Annotated in this window: 17 protein-coding genes; 4 read left to right on the top strand and 13 right to left on the bottom strand. The window is 61.0% G+C overall.

The annotated features are described in order from the left end of the window. Nucleotides 1-15 precede the first annotated feature (15 nt). The 8 genes from RI103_RS20775 to RI103_RS20740 form a co-directional block, all read right to left on the bottom strand. Nucleotides 16-1176, bottom strand: coding sequence for a porin (locus RI103_RS20775; protein WP_310817272.1), 1161 nt, complete (start codon nt 1174-1176; stop codon nt 16-18). Between the two features lie 595 nt (nt 1177-1771). Beyond that, on the bottom strand, nt 1772-2248 hold the full coding sequence (locus RI103_RS20770; protein WP_310817271.1) for a hypothetical protein: 477 nt from the start codon (nt 2246-2248) through the stop codon (nt 1772-1774). 42 nt (nt 2249-2290) lie between these two features. Then, nucleotides 2291-2929: a helix-turn-helix domain-containing protein gene (locus RI103_RS20765; protein ID WP_310817269.1), complete on the bottom strand. Its 639-nt coding sequence runs from the start codon at nt 2927-2929 to the stop codon at nt 2291-2293. Between the two features lie 326 nt (nt 2930-3255). Continuing rightward, nucleotides 3256-3696 (bottom strand): hypothetical protein, encoded by a 441-nt coding sequence (locus RI103_RS20760; protein ID WP_310817267.1) that lies wholly within the window; start codon nt 3694-3696, stop codon nt 3256-3258. 269 nt (nt 3697-3965) lie between these two features. Next, nucleotides 3966-5657: a fibronectin type III domain-containing protein gene (locus tag RI103_RS20755; RefSeq protein ID WP_310817266.1), complete on the bottom strand. Its 1692-nt coding sequence runs from the start codon at nt 5655-5657 to the stop codon at nt 3966-3968. A 430-nt stretch (nt 5658-6087) separates the two neighbouring features. Beyond that, nucleotides 6088-6507: a hypothetical protein gene (locus RI103_RS20750; protein ID WP_310818524.1), complete on the bottom strand. Its 420-nt coding sequence runs from the start codon at nt 6505-6507 to the stop codon at nt 6088-6090. 30 nt (nt 6508-6537) lie between these two features. After that, entirely contained in the window at nt 6538-8472 is a 1935-nt protein-coding gene (locus RI103_RS20745) for an EAL domain-containing protein (protein WP_310817265.1), read from the bottom strand. A gap of 232 nt (nt 8473-8704) precedes the next feature. Continuing rightward, nucleotides 8705-9643 carry a LysR family transcriptional regulator gene (locus RI103_RS20740; protein ID WP_310817263.1) on the bottom strand — a complete coding sequence of 313 codons (939 nt, stop codon included), beginning with the start codon at nt 9641-9643 and terminating at the stop codon, nt 8705-8707. Between the two features lie 99 nt (nt 9644-9742). On the opposite strand from RI103_RS20740, the gene RI103_RS20735 reads away from it, so the two are divergent. The 3 genes from RI103_RS20735 (at nt 9743) to trpS (ending at nt 12935) form a co-directional block, all read left to right on the top strand. Then, nucleotides 9743-11164 (top strand): aldehyde dehydrogenase family protein, encoded by a 1422-nt coding sequence (locus RI103_RS20735; protein ID WP_310817261.1) that lies wholly within the window; start codon nt 9743-9745, stop codon nt 11162-11164. A 119-nt stretch (nt 11165-11283) separates the two neighbouring features. Further along, complete coding sequence (locus RI103_RS20730; protein ID WP_310817259.1) at nt 11284-11622, top strand: hypothetical protein; 339 nt, start codon at nt 11284-11286, stop codon at nt 11620-11622. 284 nt (nt 11623-11906) lie between these two features. After that, entirely contained in the window at nt 11907-12935 is a 1029-nt protein-coding gene (gene trpS, locus RI103_RS20725) for a tryptophan--tRNA ligase (protein WP_310817257.1), read from the top strand. Nucleotides 12936-12990: 55 nt separating this feature from the next. Here trpS and RI103_RS20720 read toward each other — a convergent pair whose 3' ends face one another. After that, on the bottom strand, nt 12991-13302 hold the full coding sequence (locus RI103_RS20720; protein ID WP_310817256.1) for a hypothetical protein: 312 nt from the start codon (nt 13300-13302) through the stop codon (nt 12991-12993). A gap of 167 nt (nt 13303-13469) precedes the next feature. Next, complete coding sequence (locus RI103_RS20715; RefSeq protein ID WP_310817254.1) at nt 13470-13907, bottom strand: DUF1801 domain-containing protein; 438 nt, start codon at nt 13905-13907, stop codon at nt 13470-13472. A gap of 274 nt (nt 13908-14181) precedes the next feature. Between RI103_RS20715 and RI103_RS20710 the strand changes: the two genes are divergently transcribed. Further along, complete coding sequence (locus RI103_RS20710) at nt 14182-14433, top strand: hypothetical protein (protein WP_310817253.1); 252 nt, start codon at nt 14182-14184, stop codon at nt 14431-14433. Between the two features lie 12 nt (nt 14434-14445). Here RI103_RS20710 and RI103_RS20705 read toward each other — a convergent pair whose 3' ends face one another. Genes RI103_RS20705 through RI103_RS20695 form a run of 3 tightly spaced genes read right to left on the bottom strand, consistent with a single transcriptional unit; the run spans nt 14446 to nt 16879 of the window. Next, nucleotides 14446-15153: a substrate-binding domain-containing protein gene (locus RI103_RS20705; RefSeq protein ID WP_310818523.1), complete on the bottom strand. Its 708-nt coding sequence runs from the start codon at nt 15151-15153 to the stop codon at nt 14446-14448. A gap of 14 nt (nt 15154-15167) precedes the next feature. Further along, nucleotides 15168-15851, bottom strand: coding sequence for a 4-carboxy-4-hydroxy-2-oxoadipate aldolase/oxaloacetate decarboxylase (gene ligK, locus RI103_RS20700; RefSeq protein ID WP_310818522.1), 684 nt, complete (start codon nt 15849-15851; stop codon nt 15168-15170). A 2-nt stretch (nt 15852-15853) separates the two neighbouring features. Continuing rightward, nucleotides 15854-16879, bottom strand: coding sequence for an amidohydrolase family protein (locus tag RI103_RS20695; protein ID WP_310817252.1), 1026 nt, complete (start codon nt 16877-16879; stop codon nt 15854-15856). Nucleotides 16880-16931 lie beyond the last annotated feature (52 nt).

Genomic DNA, 16931 nt, shown 5'->3' with positions numbered 1-16931 from the left:
GCAACGCGAGACTGCTTAGAACGCGTGACGCATGCCCACGGTGACCGCCACTTGCGTGTTGGTCGCCGACGGCGACAACGTGTTGATCATGGCATGCGAGAGTACGGAGTCCGCAGGCGCGCCGTGCACGTTCTGATAGACGCCTTCAAGATAGAAGTCCGTGCGCTTGCTGATCGAGTAGTCGGTCTGCAGCATCGCCGTATTCCAGCCCGGCGACGAACCGTTATAGGCGCCATGCGTGTACGTGTACGCGCCCGATACGCTCAACGCCGGCGTGAGCGCGTACTTTGCGTTCACTTCGTAATTGTCGAGGCGCAGCGATCCGGCCAGCGATCCGGCAGACGCATCGCCCGAACCCAGGTAGCTGCCCGTGCCGAACGAAAACACGCCCGACGCGTTGTCGATCTGAGTATGGCTCCAGACCAGCCCGACCGTAGCCGGCCCGAACGTGTAGTTACCGCCCAGCGACCAGATACGTTGGCGTTGTGCGAGGAAGTTCGCGCTTGTATCGCTCGACGTCACCGCGCCGCTGCCGTTGCCGGCGTTGTTCAATTGCAGGTAGCCGGCAGCCAGATTCACCGGACCCTGCGCATAGGACACGCCGAAACCGTATGACCGGTTATTCCCGAAGTCACCCGCCTTGTTGCTGAACGAATACATCGTTTCGAACGTGACGCCGCGGTAAGTCGGGCTCGCGTACTTGACCGAGTTGTTGATCACGACGGAATTCGCAGCAAGGTTGTCGTTCTCGAACGGATGCGCAGCCATGCTGCCGCCCCACGTGTTGAACTCCGCCGTCAGCGGTCCGACGAGGTCGTTCATCACGTCGAACTGGCGACCGAATGTCAAGGTGCCGTATGGATCGCTTTGCAGGCCGACCCATGCCTGGGAGCCGAAACCATCACCGGAGAATGCCTGGGCGCCGTTGTTCAGCAGGAAGCCTTGCTCGAGTTTGAAGACCGCGTGCAAGCCGCCACCCAAATCCTCCGAGCCCTTGAGACCGAACACCGTGTTCTGAGTCGAACTGCTCACTTCCTGCCAGTTGCTGTGCCCAAACTGATTGTTCGTGTAAACCAGTCCGGTATCGATGAGACCGTAGAGCGTCACGCTGCTTTGCGCATGCGCCGACATCGTAAATGCGCCCAAGAGCGCGGCCGCGAGTAAAGACTTTTTCATACTTGTTGGCTCCGAGATCAAGCGGTAATTGAGGGTATCAATTGCTCTTTCCGCCAGCGCCATGCACGCACATGCAATACGTTTTCAATCATTTGTTGCGCAAACTGCGAGAAGCATAAGTAGTTATTGGATCTTATTTCGCGACACATCATTTCAATGGCTTTGCCATGGTGTGCGCTTATTTATTGCATGGTTTTCAGATCGGCTCAGTGGACGGGTGCTAGCCAGTGCGGCGGAAAACGAGCAACCCAATCATAGGGCGATGAAAATAAATGAGCGTCAAAAAAAATAAACCGCGTGGCGTCAAAAGAACAACGAGGGGACGAAGCTTAGCGTGTTGCGGCACGTACCGGAAGTCGGTGTGGCGCGATTTGGACGGTAAAGCCCTGAGCGAAAGGACTATGTAATTGGACCGGGCCAGGCCGCCCGGTTCGTCAAACGCATCCGCACCAATGCTTCCGCAATCTGCCGCCTCGGCTGCGCGGTGACGGGACGTCAATGGGCCCTGTTCGGCGTTTGTGCCGGGTGCGGAAAGAGCGGCGCGCAGGTGAAGGCGGTGATCAGGAGATAAAGATTTGCGGCGCCGCTCATTGACTCACACTTGCGCCGCCGCACTCGCCGCAAACGCGCGGAAGTTTGCGGGCGTGGCAAAGGCGAGATACTGCTTCTGCATCTCTTCGGTCAGCACTTCGATCAGCAGAACGTCTTCTATCCACAACTCAATCACATCGAAAAAATTGCGACCGCGCGTGCATCGCACCGTGCGCCAGCCTTCACGCTCGCCAATCGCGAATACTTCCTCGGGAGACAGTTTGCTCGCAATGGCAATGTGAAATGCGCTGTATTGCGCGGCAGGGCTCGAACTTGGGACATACGAGCTTTGTTCGCCGCCAGGGCAAAGCACGCGATCGTTGGGATAGGTCTCGATGATCGAGCCACGGTCGTCGCCTGCAATCGCCATCCACGAATCGGGAAAGGAAGGGAATGGGGCGTGAAATCCGCCCCACAGTTCGGCAATGACACGTGCGACGTTTTCCGGATTGCGAGCCGGGATGGAAGCATGAAACAGCATGAGTGACCTCTGTCGAAAATCTACATTGAAGGTTCGGTCCTTTTACGTTTTACGGGCGGCCTTCGAGCCGTTCTTTTTCTGTTGTCGCATGCGTCGGCGCGCGTCGTCGAGCAGTGCGCCGATCGCCTGTGTCGCTGCGGTTGCGGCCTCGTGGCCGTCCATGTCCCAGTAGTCCTTGAAAGCCGCCCATGCGCTCGCGGAGTACAGCAGTTGCATGGCCGCGCACAGGCGCTTGCTTTCCACATCGGGCATGGGTCCGACTTCACGGTCGATCAATTCACGAAACGCCTTCTGACGAGACACGTTGGCCTTGCGGCGCGCTTCTCTTCCGAGCGGCGACGCGAGCATTCCGCGAATCAGCGATTCACGCGCGTCGAAGCCGGCGAAATCTGGCCCTAGCCGTGCGCACAATTCTTCGTACGTGCGCGGGAATTGATCGCGATTGATGGCCTTTGGCGCCCACTCCCAGAACGCTTCGAGAAGCGCTTCCTTGGTGGGAAAGTAACGGAACGCGGTGCTCTCGCCCACGCCCGCTTCGCGCGCGATCTGGGCAAAGCTCAAGTTGGCCAGACCCTCACCCTCGAGGGTGCGCGCGACCGCGCCCAGGATGTTCTCACGGGTTCTCGCCTTGTGCCGGTCGCGCAAACCGGGTGGCTGCAAATCGTCGATCGCCGAATTCATGGCGGCGATACTGTCACGTGGGGGACGCACCGTCAAGTGGGGGTATTACCTCCACTTTTTAGTCTGATGAATTGCATGACGGCACACTCTCGCGGAGTTCTACATGCAAGCGCGGTCTCCGCCGCACTTCGCAATCTTTCAAGTAGAACGGCCTGCGGCAACGCAGACAGCGTGGCTGCAATCGACTCCATTTCCGTTCGTTCGGCTGCGTTGAAGAGCGGTCCTGCGCAATACACTCGTGGCATATTTTTTCGGCTCCCGAGGACGGAGGAAATCGTGAAGTCACCTCGCAGCGTGCGCAGTTCGACTGCGAGGTCGCTCTCCGCTCAGTCGTAATGCCGATGCTTGTGATGACGCTTGCCCGATCGGTTGTTGCGGGAATAGTCGTCCGCATATGAGTTGGAGCGCGAGATGTTGCCGCCGAGCGCCGAACCCGCGCCGCCGCCCAACGCAGCGCCCACCAGACCGCCGCCCCGACCGCCCATTGCATTGCCGGCCGCCGTGCCGGCACCGCCTCCGAGCGCGCCGCCGATGATGGCGCCGGTGCGTTCCCTGCGATTCGACGTGACCGCGCCGCCTGCGCCGCCGCCTACTGCTCCGCCGAGCACGGCGCCCGTGCTGCCGCCGACCGCGCCACCCAGAGCAGCGCCGGCGACACCGCCGAGCGCGCCGCCAAGCGCGTTGTTCATGTCGCCGGCCACCGCCGACAACGACGCCGAAGCCGTGAGCGCTGCAACGGCAACAATCTGGAGGATTTTCTTCGTCATAAAAAGCTCTTTCATTGTTGTTGACGGCGCCGAGTATAGCCGTGCTTTTGAAAGGCGTTTGTAACCACGTCGCGTTGTATCGGTAAGACGTGTAACAAAATGATCGAAGGGTCGAGGGCAGAGGCTTTTATCGATTCAAGTCCAACAAGAAGAGGCGACGGCCAGCTGCATTTGAATATCCTACGGATAGCTAATCATATTGCTTACCATGTCGACAATACTGGCGAGCCGCCGTAGACCGGCAGCCCGCCAACCACTCATCCAGATCTTTATCCGCGCCGCTTCTTTTTCAACTCGATGGTCTCGAACAATTCGTAGTTCTGCGTCGGCGTTTGATCCGCGCCGGGCGCGTGATAGTAGTTCATCGTGATCGTGGTTTCGCCGCCCGGATGGCCCGGATCATGATCGAACACGGCGATCCCGTAACCGGTGCCGGTATCGCGTTGCGCCGACCAGATCGCATCTTCCACAGCATCCGCGTTCGCGCGCACGAAAGTCCCAGCCGTCGCGCCGGCAACCGGGCGGTTGGGACGCGTGAAAATACGCGCCTGCGGCAGCCCCGTGCCGGCATCCACGCCATAGACATCCAGCGGTGCGCTCGTCCCGCCGCCGCCGAGGATCAGGTGAATCGTGCCGTGGCTCGTATCGAACGTCGATGCGCCCGACGATACCGCCGACATCACCGGTTGCGGCTGCAGCGTGTCGACCGGCCGGCCCGTCGCGATGTCGGTGCCCTTGTGGTGGTTGCAGCCGCGCACAGGGAAACTGCGCTCGTAGTCGTGATCGTGGCCGCACAGCACCAGGTCCACGCCGTAACGATCGAACAGCGGCAGCCAGGTTTCGCGGATGCCTTTATCGGAACCGTTGCCGGTCTTCGACGAACTCAGCGCGTCCTGATGCATCTGGACGATGATCCAGTCGATCTCGTCGTCTTCGGCTGCACGGTGCAACGTCCTCTCGAGCCAACGCGTCTGCTCGCCGGCGCTATAGCCGCGCACATAGAGCGACGTGCCCGGTTTAATCGGCGGATTGCCGGTGCTCGCCACCGGCATCAGCGGATCCGGTCCGGCAACGAACGCGGCCGCGTCCTGATAAACGACGTCGTCCGCATCGAGCGAGATGAACAGCACGGAGCTTACGCGGAAGCTGTACCAGCGGCCCTGAAAGCGCGTGTGATTGTCCGGCAGCGTATAGCGCGCGAGATACGAGGCGAGGCCTTGCTCGCCGTTATGGAACTCGAGTTCATGGTTGCCCGGACAGGGCATCCACGGACGGTTCGAAGCGGAGCTCTGGCAGTTGTTGCCGAAGTCGCGCCACACATCCGGCTGATGCATCGGATTCAGATTGGCGTAACACAGGTCGCCGTTGAGCAGATGGAACAGAGGCTGAAAGCGCTCGACCGCCTGCACCGCGAAGCTGCTTTGCGGCGACGACAAAACCCAGCCGGTATTCGGCGTCGCGAGATCACCATAGCTCGTCCAGCGAAACGGTGCACGTCCGCGCGGCGCAGTACGGAAGCTTGCCGTGAAGGGCTGAGCGGCGTTGCTGTCGTTCTCGGCGGTCACCTCGTATTCGTAGCTGGTATCCGGTTTCAGATCTCGCAGACGCGCGTGATAGGTGAACACGACCTCGCCGTTGAGGCCGTCCGTATACGTGCTTTGGACGCCATGCACCGTGTGTTTCCCCTCTCGCGCGCCGCTGACGCGCACCTGTGGGTTCACTGCCGGCGCGAGCGACGCCCACGACACCGTGACCTCGTTGGTCGGATCGTTGCCCCAGGTCAGGTGGACCTGCTCCGGTGTGCCGTCGGGTGTGCTGTTCGCCGCGCGCGCCGCCGACGAAAGCGTGCCCGCCGCGGTGGCGAGACTGGAAGCGCCGGCAAACTTCAGGAACCCACGACGCGAGACGATGGAAGCGCCCTGATCGGTCGGCGAAGCCTTAGCGATTTTTCTGTTCGACATGTCTGGTGTTGTTGTGCGAGGGTGGAAGGACGCCGACGCATAAGACGGGCACACCGCGTTCTGCCTGAACGGCGAGTGCGCTGAAGACCGGCGCGTAACGGAGACGACCAGCCATCCTAGTCGCCAGGCTATGACACTCGGATGAAACCGCCTTCAAACGCATTTCAATTTCACCAACCAGACCGCCGGCATTGACAGCAGGCGACGGGGATTCATGCGCCCCGTGGACTGACGGCCGCACAGCGGATCACGATGAACTAGATGGCCGTTGACTGGAAGCAGAATGGAAAAATAACGCGAGGAAGAAATGGGACACGCATTGGCGTGGCAACGACGCGCGAGCGGACCTCGGTGTAAAGACCGGTGATCGCGTCGAAGTAACCGGCGTCGTGCAGAGATGCGACAACTTTACGTTCAGTAAGCGTGACGGCTATCGTCTGGGCGGCTGCGGATTAGTCGCCGGATTGGTATCGAATCTGGAGACACGTTGTATTCCGTCTTCACTGACCAACTGCAATAGCTCGCTCTCCATGATATCGGCGACATTTTTGCCGTAGACCTCGTCGCCATCTACGTAGACTGTAAACGATCGCAGGTACTTCGCCTTCTTCTCCGGGTTCTCGATCGTCTCGCGGGTCCATTGATAGAGTGGATAGGATTCCGTCCCCTCCCGTTCTGCTTCGCTCACATAGTCGGCGAATGCGTCGAACTGACATTTCAACGTCGCGCCGTGCTTGCGCAGAACATCGCGAAGCGTGCTATGCGACGCACACGCGGGATCGGCACGTAACGCGTCGGCCAGTTCGGGCGAGGCGGTAATCCGTAGCTGGAATTGCAAGGCGGGTTCCATATTTGCCTCGGTATTGGCATTCATGAGCGCTCATTCCTTGTCCGCGGAATGCGCGGCAAGCTTTTCTTCGATCCGTGCAATCTCGCGTCCTTGCACCGGCTTGCCGAGCAAAAAGCCTTGAGCATGCGTGCATCCGCATACGCGCACGAAATCCAGTTGCTCTTGCGTTTCGATGCCCTCCGCCGTAGTCGGCATACCGATCTCCCGCGCCAACGCCACGATCCCGCGCACCACCGCCGCCGATTCCCGACGATGCACGGACTCCTTGACGAACGAACTATCGATCTTGAGCTTGTCGAACGAAAAGCGCACGAGGGTAGACATGGTCGAAAAGCCGGTACCGAAATCGTCGAGCGCGAGGCCAATGCCCAACGCACGCAACCTCGCGACATTGCGCCGGGTCACGACGTCGTCGTTCAGCAGCACCGTTTCCGTGACCTCGATATTCAGGCGCTGCGGCGGAAGCTTCGTCTTGCGAAGAATCGCTGCAACGGTCGACGCAAACGACTCCTCCCGCAATTGCACCGGCGATACATTGACGGCGACGGTCACCTGGTCTCGCCACGTGACCGCTTCCTTGCACGACTGCAGCAAGGCCCACTCACCCAACGCCAGAATGAGGCCCGTCCGTTCCGCAGTAGGGATGAACGCGGAGGGCGAGAGTTCGCCGCGCGTGGGATGGGTCCAGCGCATCAGCGCCTCGCGACCGGACACCGCGCCGCTGCTGAGATCGACGATGGGCTGGTACTCCATGCGCAAACCGCTGAACGAAAGGAGCGCGCCTTCCAGGTCGCTGCGCAGAAGGCTCAGACTTTCATCCGACGCGTGCTTCGCGGCATCGAAAATGGCGAACGCGCTTTTGCCGCTGCGTTTCACGGCATACAAGGCGCGGTCGGCGCAAATCAGCAATTGCGGGCCGGTTCTCGCGTGCTCGGGATAGAGCGACACGCCCACGCTCGCGCCGATATGCACCAGCGCCTCGCGCAGCGCGAACGGGCGCGCCAGGGTCTTCACGATGCGGTCCGCCAGAAGGCGGATGTCGCGTTCCTGCCCGGTGCCGTCGGAAAACGCCACGAACTCGTCGCCGGCCAGGCGTCCGACCTGGTCGCCGCTCGGCAACACTTCACGCAAGCGGATTGCCGCTTCCTGAAGGATCTGATCGCCGGCGGCATGGCCCAGGCTGTCATTGATAGCCTTGAAGCCGTCCAGATCGATCAGTAGAACAGCGAACGATTGATCTTTGCGTAACGCGCCCATCTCCGTGCGCTCGAGCAGCAATTCACTGATGCGCGCCCGATTGGGCAAGCCAGTGAGGCTGTCGTGATGGGCGAGCCGGTGGCTGTTTTCCCGCGCGAGGAGCAACGCGACCGTGTCGCGATTGCTGCGCAGCGCAACCGTAAAGAAGCCGGCGGCGCAGAACGGTGCCTGAAACAGCAGTACGAGTTTGCCGGAGCCGGGAGACAGCGCCGCGCCGAGAGCCAATAGCCCGAGAATGAAGGTAATCTGCAGCAACACGAGCCGGGGCGTCCCCGCATTACGTCCGGCCAGGCCGCCGATAACGCCCACGGCGCAAACGTTGCCGAGCAGGAAAAGGGTTTGGTCTCCGCTGATATTGCACAGCAGGGTGCCATAGCCGAACAGCACGCTCCAGAGCAGGCTCGCGAACAGAAACGCCGACGTGGGTGTCGGCTGGCCGTTGGCGCTGCGCGCGGAGCACAACCAGATTAACGCGAGCCGGGCGATCAGCAATACGACGACGGCGCTGCCCCAACTTGCGTAAAGGGCTTTGGGATAGAGGTAATATGCGGTCGCGCAAACGCTGGTTTCACAAATCGACGCGAATACGATCGACGCGGTTCGCGTGAACAGATTGGCAAGCAATATCTGCCGATTGTCCGCGCTCAGGTCCTGAGACGAAGAGACGACCCACTTGAAAAATGGAGACCTTGGTTCGCTGAAAGCCATGACCTACGCATTTTTGATGGTTAATGAATCGAAACCCGCGCGTAATGCGATTATTACGTAAACATAAAGGATCGGGTTAATTCGATTGAGTAAACATGCCGCCCCGTCCGGGCAGGAAACGTTAATGTATTGGCGTTGTCCCGTGTGACCGCGTTCGGTGGCGCACGTTTGAAGGCCCACCAATGTTCGACGTATTCGCGCAGAATGACAATAGAGCCGAAATCTACGAGATTTACCGCGCGCCACGCGGCTTGCGCTTTGTCCGTGCGTATTCGCGCTGTGCGTCGGCATGTTCGCGAATCATATCGATGAGCGCCCGTAACCCGGCCGGCGCGTGACGGCGGCTGGGATAGTACAGACACAGGCCGTCCAGCGGCGGAGTCCAGTCCTCCAGCACGCGCACCAGCGTGCCCGCCCGCAGATCCGCGGCGACATTCCATTCGGTCAGATAGGTCACGCCGAGGCCGGCGCGCGCCGCTTCCAGCATCAGGCTGGGTTCGTCGAGCAGCAGCGCGCCGTTTCCGTCGATACGCACCGTCTCGCCATGGCGCTCGAATTCCCAGTGATAGATCGCGCCGCTCGGCATGCGCGTGCGGATACAGCGGTGCGCGAGCAGATCGGCGGGTGTACGCGGCGGTTTGTGCTGCGCAAAGTAAGCCGGACTGCCGACGACGGCAAAGCGCTGCTTGTCGCCGAACGGCACGGCGATCATGTCCCGCGGCACCGTTTCGGCCAGACGGATACCCGCATCGAAGCCTTCGACGACGATGTCGATCAGCTTACCCTCGGTCACGAGGTCGAGCTTCATCTCGGGATAGCGCTGCAAAAACGCGATGAAGAGCGGCATCGCTTGCCTCGCCGCGCCCGCCGACGCGTTGATGCGCAGTGTGCCCGACAGCGTGTCGCGAAAGCTGCCGGCCTGCTCGATTGCGACGCGGATCGTCGACAGGGCCGGCGCCACGCTGTCCACGAACTGCGCGCCGGCTTCCGACAGCGCCACGCTGCGCGTCGTGCGATTGAAGAGCCGCACGCCGATGCGCGCTTCCAGCGCCGCAACCGCGTGGCTGAGCGCGGACGTCGATACGCCGAGTTCGGTCGCGGCCGCCCGAAAGCTGCGATGACGCGCAACGGCCAGCACGGCCTCCAGCTCACCCAAACCTGAGGTTTTCATTATCCCAAATCGCTCAACGTGACGCGCTCGATTGTACGGCTAGTCAGCGCAATGCCATCGGTCTATTGTGATTCGTTCGGAGCCTTCTTTGGAGCAACCATGCAGATCATCGAAAAGATTTATATCGACGGCGCGTTCGTCACGCCGCACGGCAGCGAAATGTTCGATCTCTTCAATCCGGCGACGGAGCGGGTGATCGGCCGGGTGCGCCTCGCCGACGCGCAAGACGCACGCGACGCCATCGCTGCGGCGAAACACGCGTTTCCCGCCTTTTCGCGCACCAGTCCGCGTGAACGCATCGACATGCTAAAGCGCATGCATGAAGCCGTCGTGGCAAAAGAAGACGAGCTTTACGAAGCGATCACCGAAGAATATGGCGCACCGGTGTCGCGTGGCCGCTGGATGGCGCAGCATGCAAGCAGCGTCCTGCTCGAAGCGGCCAAGGTCTTGCAGGACTATGCATTCACGCGCCGCGCGGGCAGCGCCGAGGTCGTGATGCAACCGTTGGGCGTCGCCGGTTTGATCACACCGTGGAATAGCGACGCGGGCTTCATCTGCGGCAAGCTCGCTGCCGCGCTGGCAGCGGGCTGCACCGCTGTCATCAAGCCGAGCGAGATGAGCGCGATCCAGACGCGCATCGTGACCGAGGCGCTGCATGAAGCGGGCCTCCCCGCGGGCGTGTTCAACATCGTGACAGGGCGCGGTGACACCGTGGGCTCGGAGATCAGTTCGCATCCCGATGTCGCGAAGCTGTCGTTCACCGGCTCCACGGCTGTCGGCAAAGCGATTTTGCGCGCGGCGTCCGGCACGTTCAAACGCGTGACGCTCGAACTCGGCGGCAAGTCGCCCGTGATCGTGCTCGACGACGCGAGCTTCGACGAAGCGGTGCCGCTCGCCATCCAGGCCGGCTTCATGAATAGCGGTCAGGCGTGTATCGCGGGCACTCGCATTCTGGTGCCGCGGCAACGGCTCGCGGAGTTCGAAGCGCGCGTGCAGGAAGAGGTTGCGCGCATCCAGGCAGGCGATCCGCGCGACCCGAAAACGAGCGTCGGCCCGATGGTCAGTCAGAAGCAATGGGAGCGCGTGCAGCGTTATATCCGCATCGGCATCGACGAAGGCGCGCGCCTGATCGCGGGCGGCGAGGGACGGCCCGATGGCGTCGACGCAGGCTGGTTCGTGCGTCCGACCGTCTTCAGCGATGTCACGAACGACATGACGATTGCTCGGGAGGAGATTTTCGGCCCGGTGCTGTCGATCATCGGCTATCGCGATACTGAAGAGGCGATCGCCATCGCCAACGATACGAACTACGGCTTGCAGGCTTATGTGATGTCGCGGGACAAGGAACGCGCGCATGAGGTCGCGTCGAGAATCGAAGCGGGTCGTGTGCTTGTCAACACGCTGGCCCATGAGCCGGCTGCCCCGTTTGGCGGCTTCAAGCAATCCGGGATTGGACGTGAATACGGTACGTTCGGCCTCGAAGCATTTCTGGAGCCGAAGTCGGTGCTGGGTGTTCTCTGACTGGCCATCGCCGCCCCGCGAGCCTGGCGGGTCGAGTATCGATGTACGATGCCGTATAGTGGATGCACCGCTGATCTCCAGCGGCGCACCCGCAGATCGGCGCGATGGGGGACTACCAGATGACAATCGCAAGTACATCGATGAACGGCTCTCACGGACCCGTGCCAGAGTCGCTGCAGACACTGGTCGAATATCTCGAACTCTCGCTCGACAAGGCGGCGAGCGTGGTCATGACGCGCCACACCAACGACCTTTGCACGGTTTACCTGGGCGACCCGGCCGGTCTGCTCGAGGAAATGAAGAAGCTCGGCACGATTGCCATCCCGCTCGCCAATGAGATGCTGGAATTGACGCGCTCGGGCGTCAACCAGATGGAGATCGGCGGCCAGGCCTATCGCTTCGTGCGCACTTTCACGCAGGTCGAGGACGCCGCAGCGGTCGTTTTTTCCGCGACTTAAGGGACGGTGCGCGGTGTTTGCACGGCGTGCGGCCGCGACTCGTCCGGACTCCCGGGTGCAGCCGCCGGAACGCACTTTCCTGCGCGCCGTTGACGACCTGGCGAGCCGCCGCGTTATACTCTGCCGATGGATACGAAGCCGATCACGCTGAATTGTTGGTGGCGCGCCTGACTTGGGCGGCCCGTTTCCACTCGACCATCGAAACGTGATGCCGCCAGTCCTGGCGGCATTTTTGTTTCTGCGCGCTGACGGCTGGTGGTATCGACAAACGCAAAACCCCAGACATGACAGACGCAAAACCGAACACGAACCAACCCATTATCCTCACCGGCGACCGTACGACCGGCCCGCTGCACCTTGGCCACTACATCGGCTCGCTGCGCTCGCGCGTGCAGCTCCAGCACGAAGCGCAGCAATTCCTGCTGCTTGCCGATGCGCAGGCCATGACCGACAACGTCGGCCGGCACCAGAAGGTGACGGAAAATGTCATCGAGGTGGCGCTCGACTATCTCGCGGTCGGCATCGACCCGGCCAAGTCGACCATTTTCATCCAGTCGCAGGTGCCCGAGCTGGCGGAACTGTCTCAGTACCTGCTTAATCTCGTGACGGTCGCACGCCTCGAGCGCAACCCGACCATCAAGGCGGAAATCGTGCTGCGCGGTTTCGAGCGGGACATCCCTGCCGGCTTTCTGACGTATCCGGTCAGCCAGGCCGCCGACATCACTGCGTTCAAGGCGACGCGCGTGCCTGTCGGCGACGACCAGTTGCCGATGATCGAACAAACCAACGAACTGGTGCGCCGATTCAACAACACGGTCGACCAGCAGGTGCTGGTCGAATGCGAAGCGGTGCTTTCGCATGTTGCACGGCTGCCGGGCATAGACGGCAAAGCCAAGATGAGCAAGTCGCTGGGGAACGCGATCACGCTGGGCGCGACGCCGGACGAAATCACCAAGGCCGTGAACAACATGTACACCGACCCTAACCATCTGCGCGTCAACGACCCGGGCCAGGTGGAAGGCAATGTTGTGTTCGCGTTCCTCGACGCGTTCGAGCCGGACGTTCCGATGGTCGACGAACTCAAGGCGCACTACCGCCGCGGCGGTCTTGGCGACAGTGTGGTCAAGCGCGCGCTCAACGAGCGGCTGCAGTCGATGCTCGCGCCCATTCGGGAGCGCCGCCGCGTGTTCGAAGCAGACCGCGCGGAGGTGCTGAACGTCCTGCGCCGCGGAACCCTGCGCGCGCGGGAAGTGGCGGGTGCGACGGTGTCAGAAGTGAAAGGTGCGCTCGGCCTGAATTACTTTCAGAGCTGACGGACTGGTTTGATGAGGTAGTTCGCCCCGTTATTGGGGCCCTTCCTTGCCCGGTCTATGGTTTGCCCTTGAGCGTGAACGGAGCCAGCAGAGACTGCATATCGATCTGCTGCCCCTGGAGCAGCAGCAGCCTTGCGTGGAGCACCGTGTTTTCAAGAACCAGCTTGGCGGTGCTCAGGAGGTACAGCGCATGGATGTCGGACACCGACATGTTGCCGGCCTCGACCTGGTGGTGGCGCTCGACGAGCGAGGTCATGACAAGGCGCCTGAGCTCCTGCTCTCCGAAAGGAAGGTCGGCGTAGTCGATCGGGTCGTCGGCTTCGACTTCTCGCAGCATGTCAACAAGCGCTTCCGTGCTCACTTCCATGTTTCGGCTCCCACGTTGTCGGCTAGGAACTGCATCGCCAGGACTGCGTCGTGCAATGTTCTCAGACTAACGGGTCTGTCTGGTGGAGTCCAGTGTGAATATAACGACTCGCGCTGGCGCATAGCTGCGCCATGTTTCGCCGCGCCAGGTAGCCGATGGCCATACCTTCACGTCTCTTTGCTTTTGTCTGTTTTCGCTCGCGTACTCGCGGGCGCTTTGTTCTTCTTCAAATGGGTCCGGTTATACGCGATAGCTGCCCGAACGAGACTTTTTAGCGCGCGCGCATCGATCTTATCGCCCTCGAGAAAATCGATCGCCCGTCGCGCATTGCCTTCGAGACCGGCGTTGAAGAGCTTGTCAGGGTCCTCGATGCCCGCCCCGTGCGCAAAGGTGAGCTTCACCTTCCCTTTGTGCGCGTTGGCGACCGCGATCATGCCGTCGCGAGACCATACCGGGCTTCCCATCCACTTCCATTCCTCGATTATCTCCGGGTCCGCCTCAAGGATGATCTTGCGGACGCTGGCGAACGTCTTGCCACGCCAGTCCGTTAATCCGGCGATCAACTCGTCAATACGTTCCGATGCATCTATTGGATCTTTATTCATCGATTCCAGTCCCGTTTCATATGGCCGCGCAATAGGCGGTAGCGACTACCTCGCTCAATGAATATAAGCACCGAGATCGTGTGCGCGTCAAGCGTTGGCGTTCGTCAACGGCGGCGGATAGCTGTGAGCCATTACGCGGGCACAATGGCGATATCGAACCCGGGCATATCGGCTCCTTGTGTCCGATTTCCCGCGACAGGTCGAATAGGTCAAATCAGCGCGTGTACATCGCTGACAATTGGTATCTTGTCAAACCGACCCAACAGAACATGCGATGAAAAAATCAAAGAAACTCGCGCTTCTAGCGCTGTCATTCACAATGTTCGGTCTGTATAAACTATTTGTCGTGTTCCAGGACGCTCAAACGGGTTGCATTCAGTTCCGAACCCATCAAACGTGCCGTTACGAAAACGCGGAGAATTTCCAAAGCCTGTTCGATCTCGAACTGATGTTCGCATGTGGCTGGGCTGCGGGTGCGGTGGTCTGCTGGATGATCGCTGCGCAGGCGCAAAAAAAGGAGCAATGACGCCTTCAGTATTTATGCAGGCTCCATCCCCTGACCCAGCTTGGCGGCATCGCACTGTGAGGAAGCCAGAAAAGAGAGGAACGCCATCGCGACTTCCTTCTTCCCCGATGCTTGACATATGCCGGCTGAAAAGACGGTGACGATCTGAACTTCCGCGGGCACTGGGCCGACGACATCGATTCCCGGCAAGTGCATGAGTTCGCTCAACTGCTGAAAACCCAACTCGACGTCCCCGCGGGCGATAAGTGCACCGACCGGAACACCCGGCGGGGCCTGCACGATCCGGGGCGCAACCACGTCAGCAATGCCCCAACGCTCGAACAGGCGGCTCAGGTGTGAACCGCTGGGCCCCGTCGAATACCCGACATTGCGCGCGGCAAGCACCGCGTCGCGAAGCGCCGCTTCCGTGCCAATATCGGGCGGCGGCGCACCGGCTGCTACCGCAATCGCCACCCCCGAACGGGCGATATCGACCCGACTGCCCGAAACGACGCGGCCGGCGGCCTCCAGCCGATCAATCGCATCGGCGGCGAGTACGACAAAGTCGAATGGCTCGCCGCTCTCCACGCGACGGGCGGCATCGACACCACCCACAGACTTGATGACAACCGGTTGCCCCGCTTGCCGCTCATACTTCTGGACCAACTCGGCGAGCACAGCACGGGTGGCCATCGACGAGATGCCGGTGAGCTGCTTGCTCATGGTTTGATCGTCGACCATGTCCACTGCCCCACTCAATCGATGTATCGCAGCCCAGCTTGTCGCAACGGTTCACGCATGCTGTACATGTCGAGACCCAGCACGCCGGCGGCCAGCTTCGCCCGTTTCTCGCCTTCATTGGCTTCGCGCGCCGCCGCCTTGTCGAGCACCTTTCGCGCCGACGCCGCGGGGACCACGACCACTCCGTCTTCATCCGCCACGATCACGTCGCCCGGATTCACCAGCGCCCCGGCGCATACCACAGGAATGTTCACCGAACCGAGGGTCGCCTTGACCGTCCCTTTAGCCGAGATCGCCTTGCTCCATACCGGGAACTTCATCTCGGCCAGCACGCTCACGTCGCGCACGCCGGCATCGATGACGAGACCTTGCGCGCCACGCGCCTTGAAGCTCGTCGCCAGCAGGTCGCCGAAATAACCATCCGTGCAATCGGCCGTGACGCCGGCAATGACCATATCGCCAGGCTGAATCTGTTCCGCCGCGACGTGCAGCATCCAGTTGTCGCCGGGCTGCAGCAGGACCGTGACGGCCGTGCCGTGGGCACGTGCACCGGTATAGATCGGGCGCATATAAGGCTTGAGCAGACCGACGCGGCCCATTGCCTCGTGCACGGTGGCGCTCCCGAGACCACCGAGTTTCGCGGCGACGTCGCCGTCTGCTCGCTGAATGTTGCGATACACCACACCGAGTTGATACATAATCAATGCCCCTTCGTTTTCAAAGCTGCGTCGAGGCGCGGATAGACGCGGCGCGCGTTGCCCTCGTAGATCTTGTACCGCTCATCCGCATCGATATGCGCGGCCTCGATATAGCGCTTCGTGTCGTCGAAATAGCTGCCCGTCTCCGGATCGATGCCACGCACGGCGCCGATCATCTCGCTGGCGAACAGAATGTTGTCGACCGGAATTACGCGCGTCAGCAGATCGATGCCCGGCTGGTGATAAACGCAGGTATCGAAGAAGACGTTGTTGAGCAGATGATCTTTCAGCAGCGGCTTCTTGAGTTCCTGCGCGAGTCCGCGAAAACGCCCCCAGTGATAGGGCACCGCGCCGCCCCCATGCGGAATCACAAAGCGCAAGCTCGGAAAATCGCGGAACAGGTCCGACGTGAGGCACTGCATGAACGCGGTGGTATCGGCGTTCAGGTAGTGCGCGCCCGTCGTGTGGAAGCACGCATTGCAGCTCGTACTCACGTGGATCATCGCGGGGATGTCGTACTCGACCATCTTCTCGTAGATCGGATACCAGTAGCGATCGGACAGCGGCAGACTGGTCCAGTGACCGCCCGACGGATCCGGGTTGAGATTGATCGCCACGTTGCCGTACTGCTCCACGCATTTGACGAGTTCGGGAATACAGGTGGCGACATCCACGCCGGGGCTTTGCGGAAGCATCGCAGCCGGAATGAAGTGGTCGGGAAACAGTTGGCTCACACGGAAACACAACTCGTTGCAGATCGCCGCCCATGTACTGGAGACCTGAAAATCGCCGATGTGATGCGCCATGAAGCTGGCGCGCGGGCTGAAGATGGTGAGATCGAGGCCGCGCTCGCGCATCAACCGCAACTGGTTGCTTTCGATCGATTCGCACAACTCGTCGTCGCCGATCTGCAACTCAGAGACCTTGGGCATTCCGGAAGGGTTGTTGATGCCGGCGATCTGGCGGTTGCGCCACTGCTCCAGCGCCTTGGGCGCCGTCGTATAGTGGCCGTGAATATCGATGATCATCCTTGCTCCAGACAGTTGATTCATTTCTCGGGCGATGCCGCGAATGGCATCG

Origin of the sequence: Paraburkholderia sp. FT54 (assembly GCF_031585635.1) — a bacterium.
Lineage (GTDB): Bacteria > Pseudomonadota > Gammaproteobacteria > Burkholderiales > Burkholderiaceae > Paraburkholderia.
Note: the sequence above shows the minus strand (reverse complement) of the source record. Positions and strands in the feature narration are given on the sequence as shown.

Bases quoted from the DNA above. Each gene is read 5' to 3' on its own strand.
- RI103_RS20770 (WP_310817271.1), bottom strand. From the start codon at position 2,248: ATGCTGTTTCATGCTTCCATCCCGGCTCGCAATCCGGAAAACGTCGCA.
- RI103_RS20705 (WP_310818523.1), bottom strand. From the start codon at position 15,153: ATGGTCGACGATCAAACCATGAGCAAGCAGCTCACCGGCATCTCGTCG.
- RI103_RS20730 (WP_310817259.1), top strand. From the start codon at position 11,284: ATGACAATCGCAAGTACATCGATGAACGGCTCTCACGGACCCGTGCCA.
- RI103_RS20765 (WP_310817269.1), bottom strand. From the start codon at position 2,929: ATGAATTCGGCGATCGACGATTTGCAGCCACCCGGTTTGCGCGACCGG.
- trpS (WP_310817257.1), top strand. From the start codon at position 11,907: ATGACAGACGCAAAACCGAACACGAACCAACCCATTATCCTCACCGGC.
- RI103_RS20715 (WP_310817254.1), bottom strand. From the start codon at position 13,907: ATGAATAAAGATCCAATAGATGCATCGGAACGTATTGACGAGTTGATC.
- RI103_RS20735 (WP_310817261.1), top strand. From the start codon at position 9,743: ATGCAGATCATCGAAAAGATTTATATCGACGGCGCGTTCGTCACGCCG.
- RI103_RS20745 (WP_310817265.1), bottom strand. From the start codon at position 8,472: ATGGCTTTCAGCGAACCAAGGTCTCCATTTTTCAAGTGGGTCGTCTCT.
- RI103_RS20720 (WP_310817256.1), bottom strand. From the start codon at position 13,302: ATGGAAGTGAGCACGGAAGCGCTTGTTGACATGCTGCGAGAAGTCGAA.
- RI103_RS20695 (WP_310817252.1), bottom strand. From the start codon at position 16,879: ATGATCATCGATATTCACGGCCACTATACGACGGCGCCCAAGGCGCTG.
- RI103_RS20750 (WP_310818524.1), bottom strand. From the start codon at position 6,507: ATGGAACCCGCCTTGCAATTCCAGCTACGGATTACCGCCTCGCCCGAA.
- RI103_RS20775 (WP_310817272.1), bottom strand. From the start codon at position 1,176: ATGAAAAAGTCTTTACTCGCGGCCGCGCTCTTGGGCGCATTTACGATG.
- ligK (WP_310818522.1), bottom strand. From the start codon at position 15,851: ATGTATCAACTCGGTGTGGTGTATCGCAACATTCAGCGAGCAGACGGC.
- RI103_RS20760 (WP_310817267.1), bottom strand. From the start codon at position 3,696: ATGACGAAGAAAATCCTCCAGATTGTTGCCGTTGCAGCGCTCACGGCT.
- RI103_RS20740 (WP_310817263.1), bottom strand. From the start codon at position 9,643: ATGAAAACCTCAGGTTTGGGTGAGCTGGAGGCCGTGCTGGCCGTTGCG.
- RI103_RS20755 (WP_310817266.1), bottom strand. From the start codon at position 5,657: ATGTCGAACAGAAAAATCGCTAAGGCTTCGCCGACCGATCAGGGCGCT.
- RI103_RS20710 (WP_310817253.1), top strand. From the start codon at position 14,182: ATGAAAAAATCAAAGAAACTCGCGCTTCTAGCGCTGTCATTCACAATG.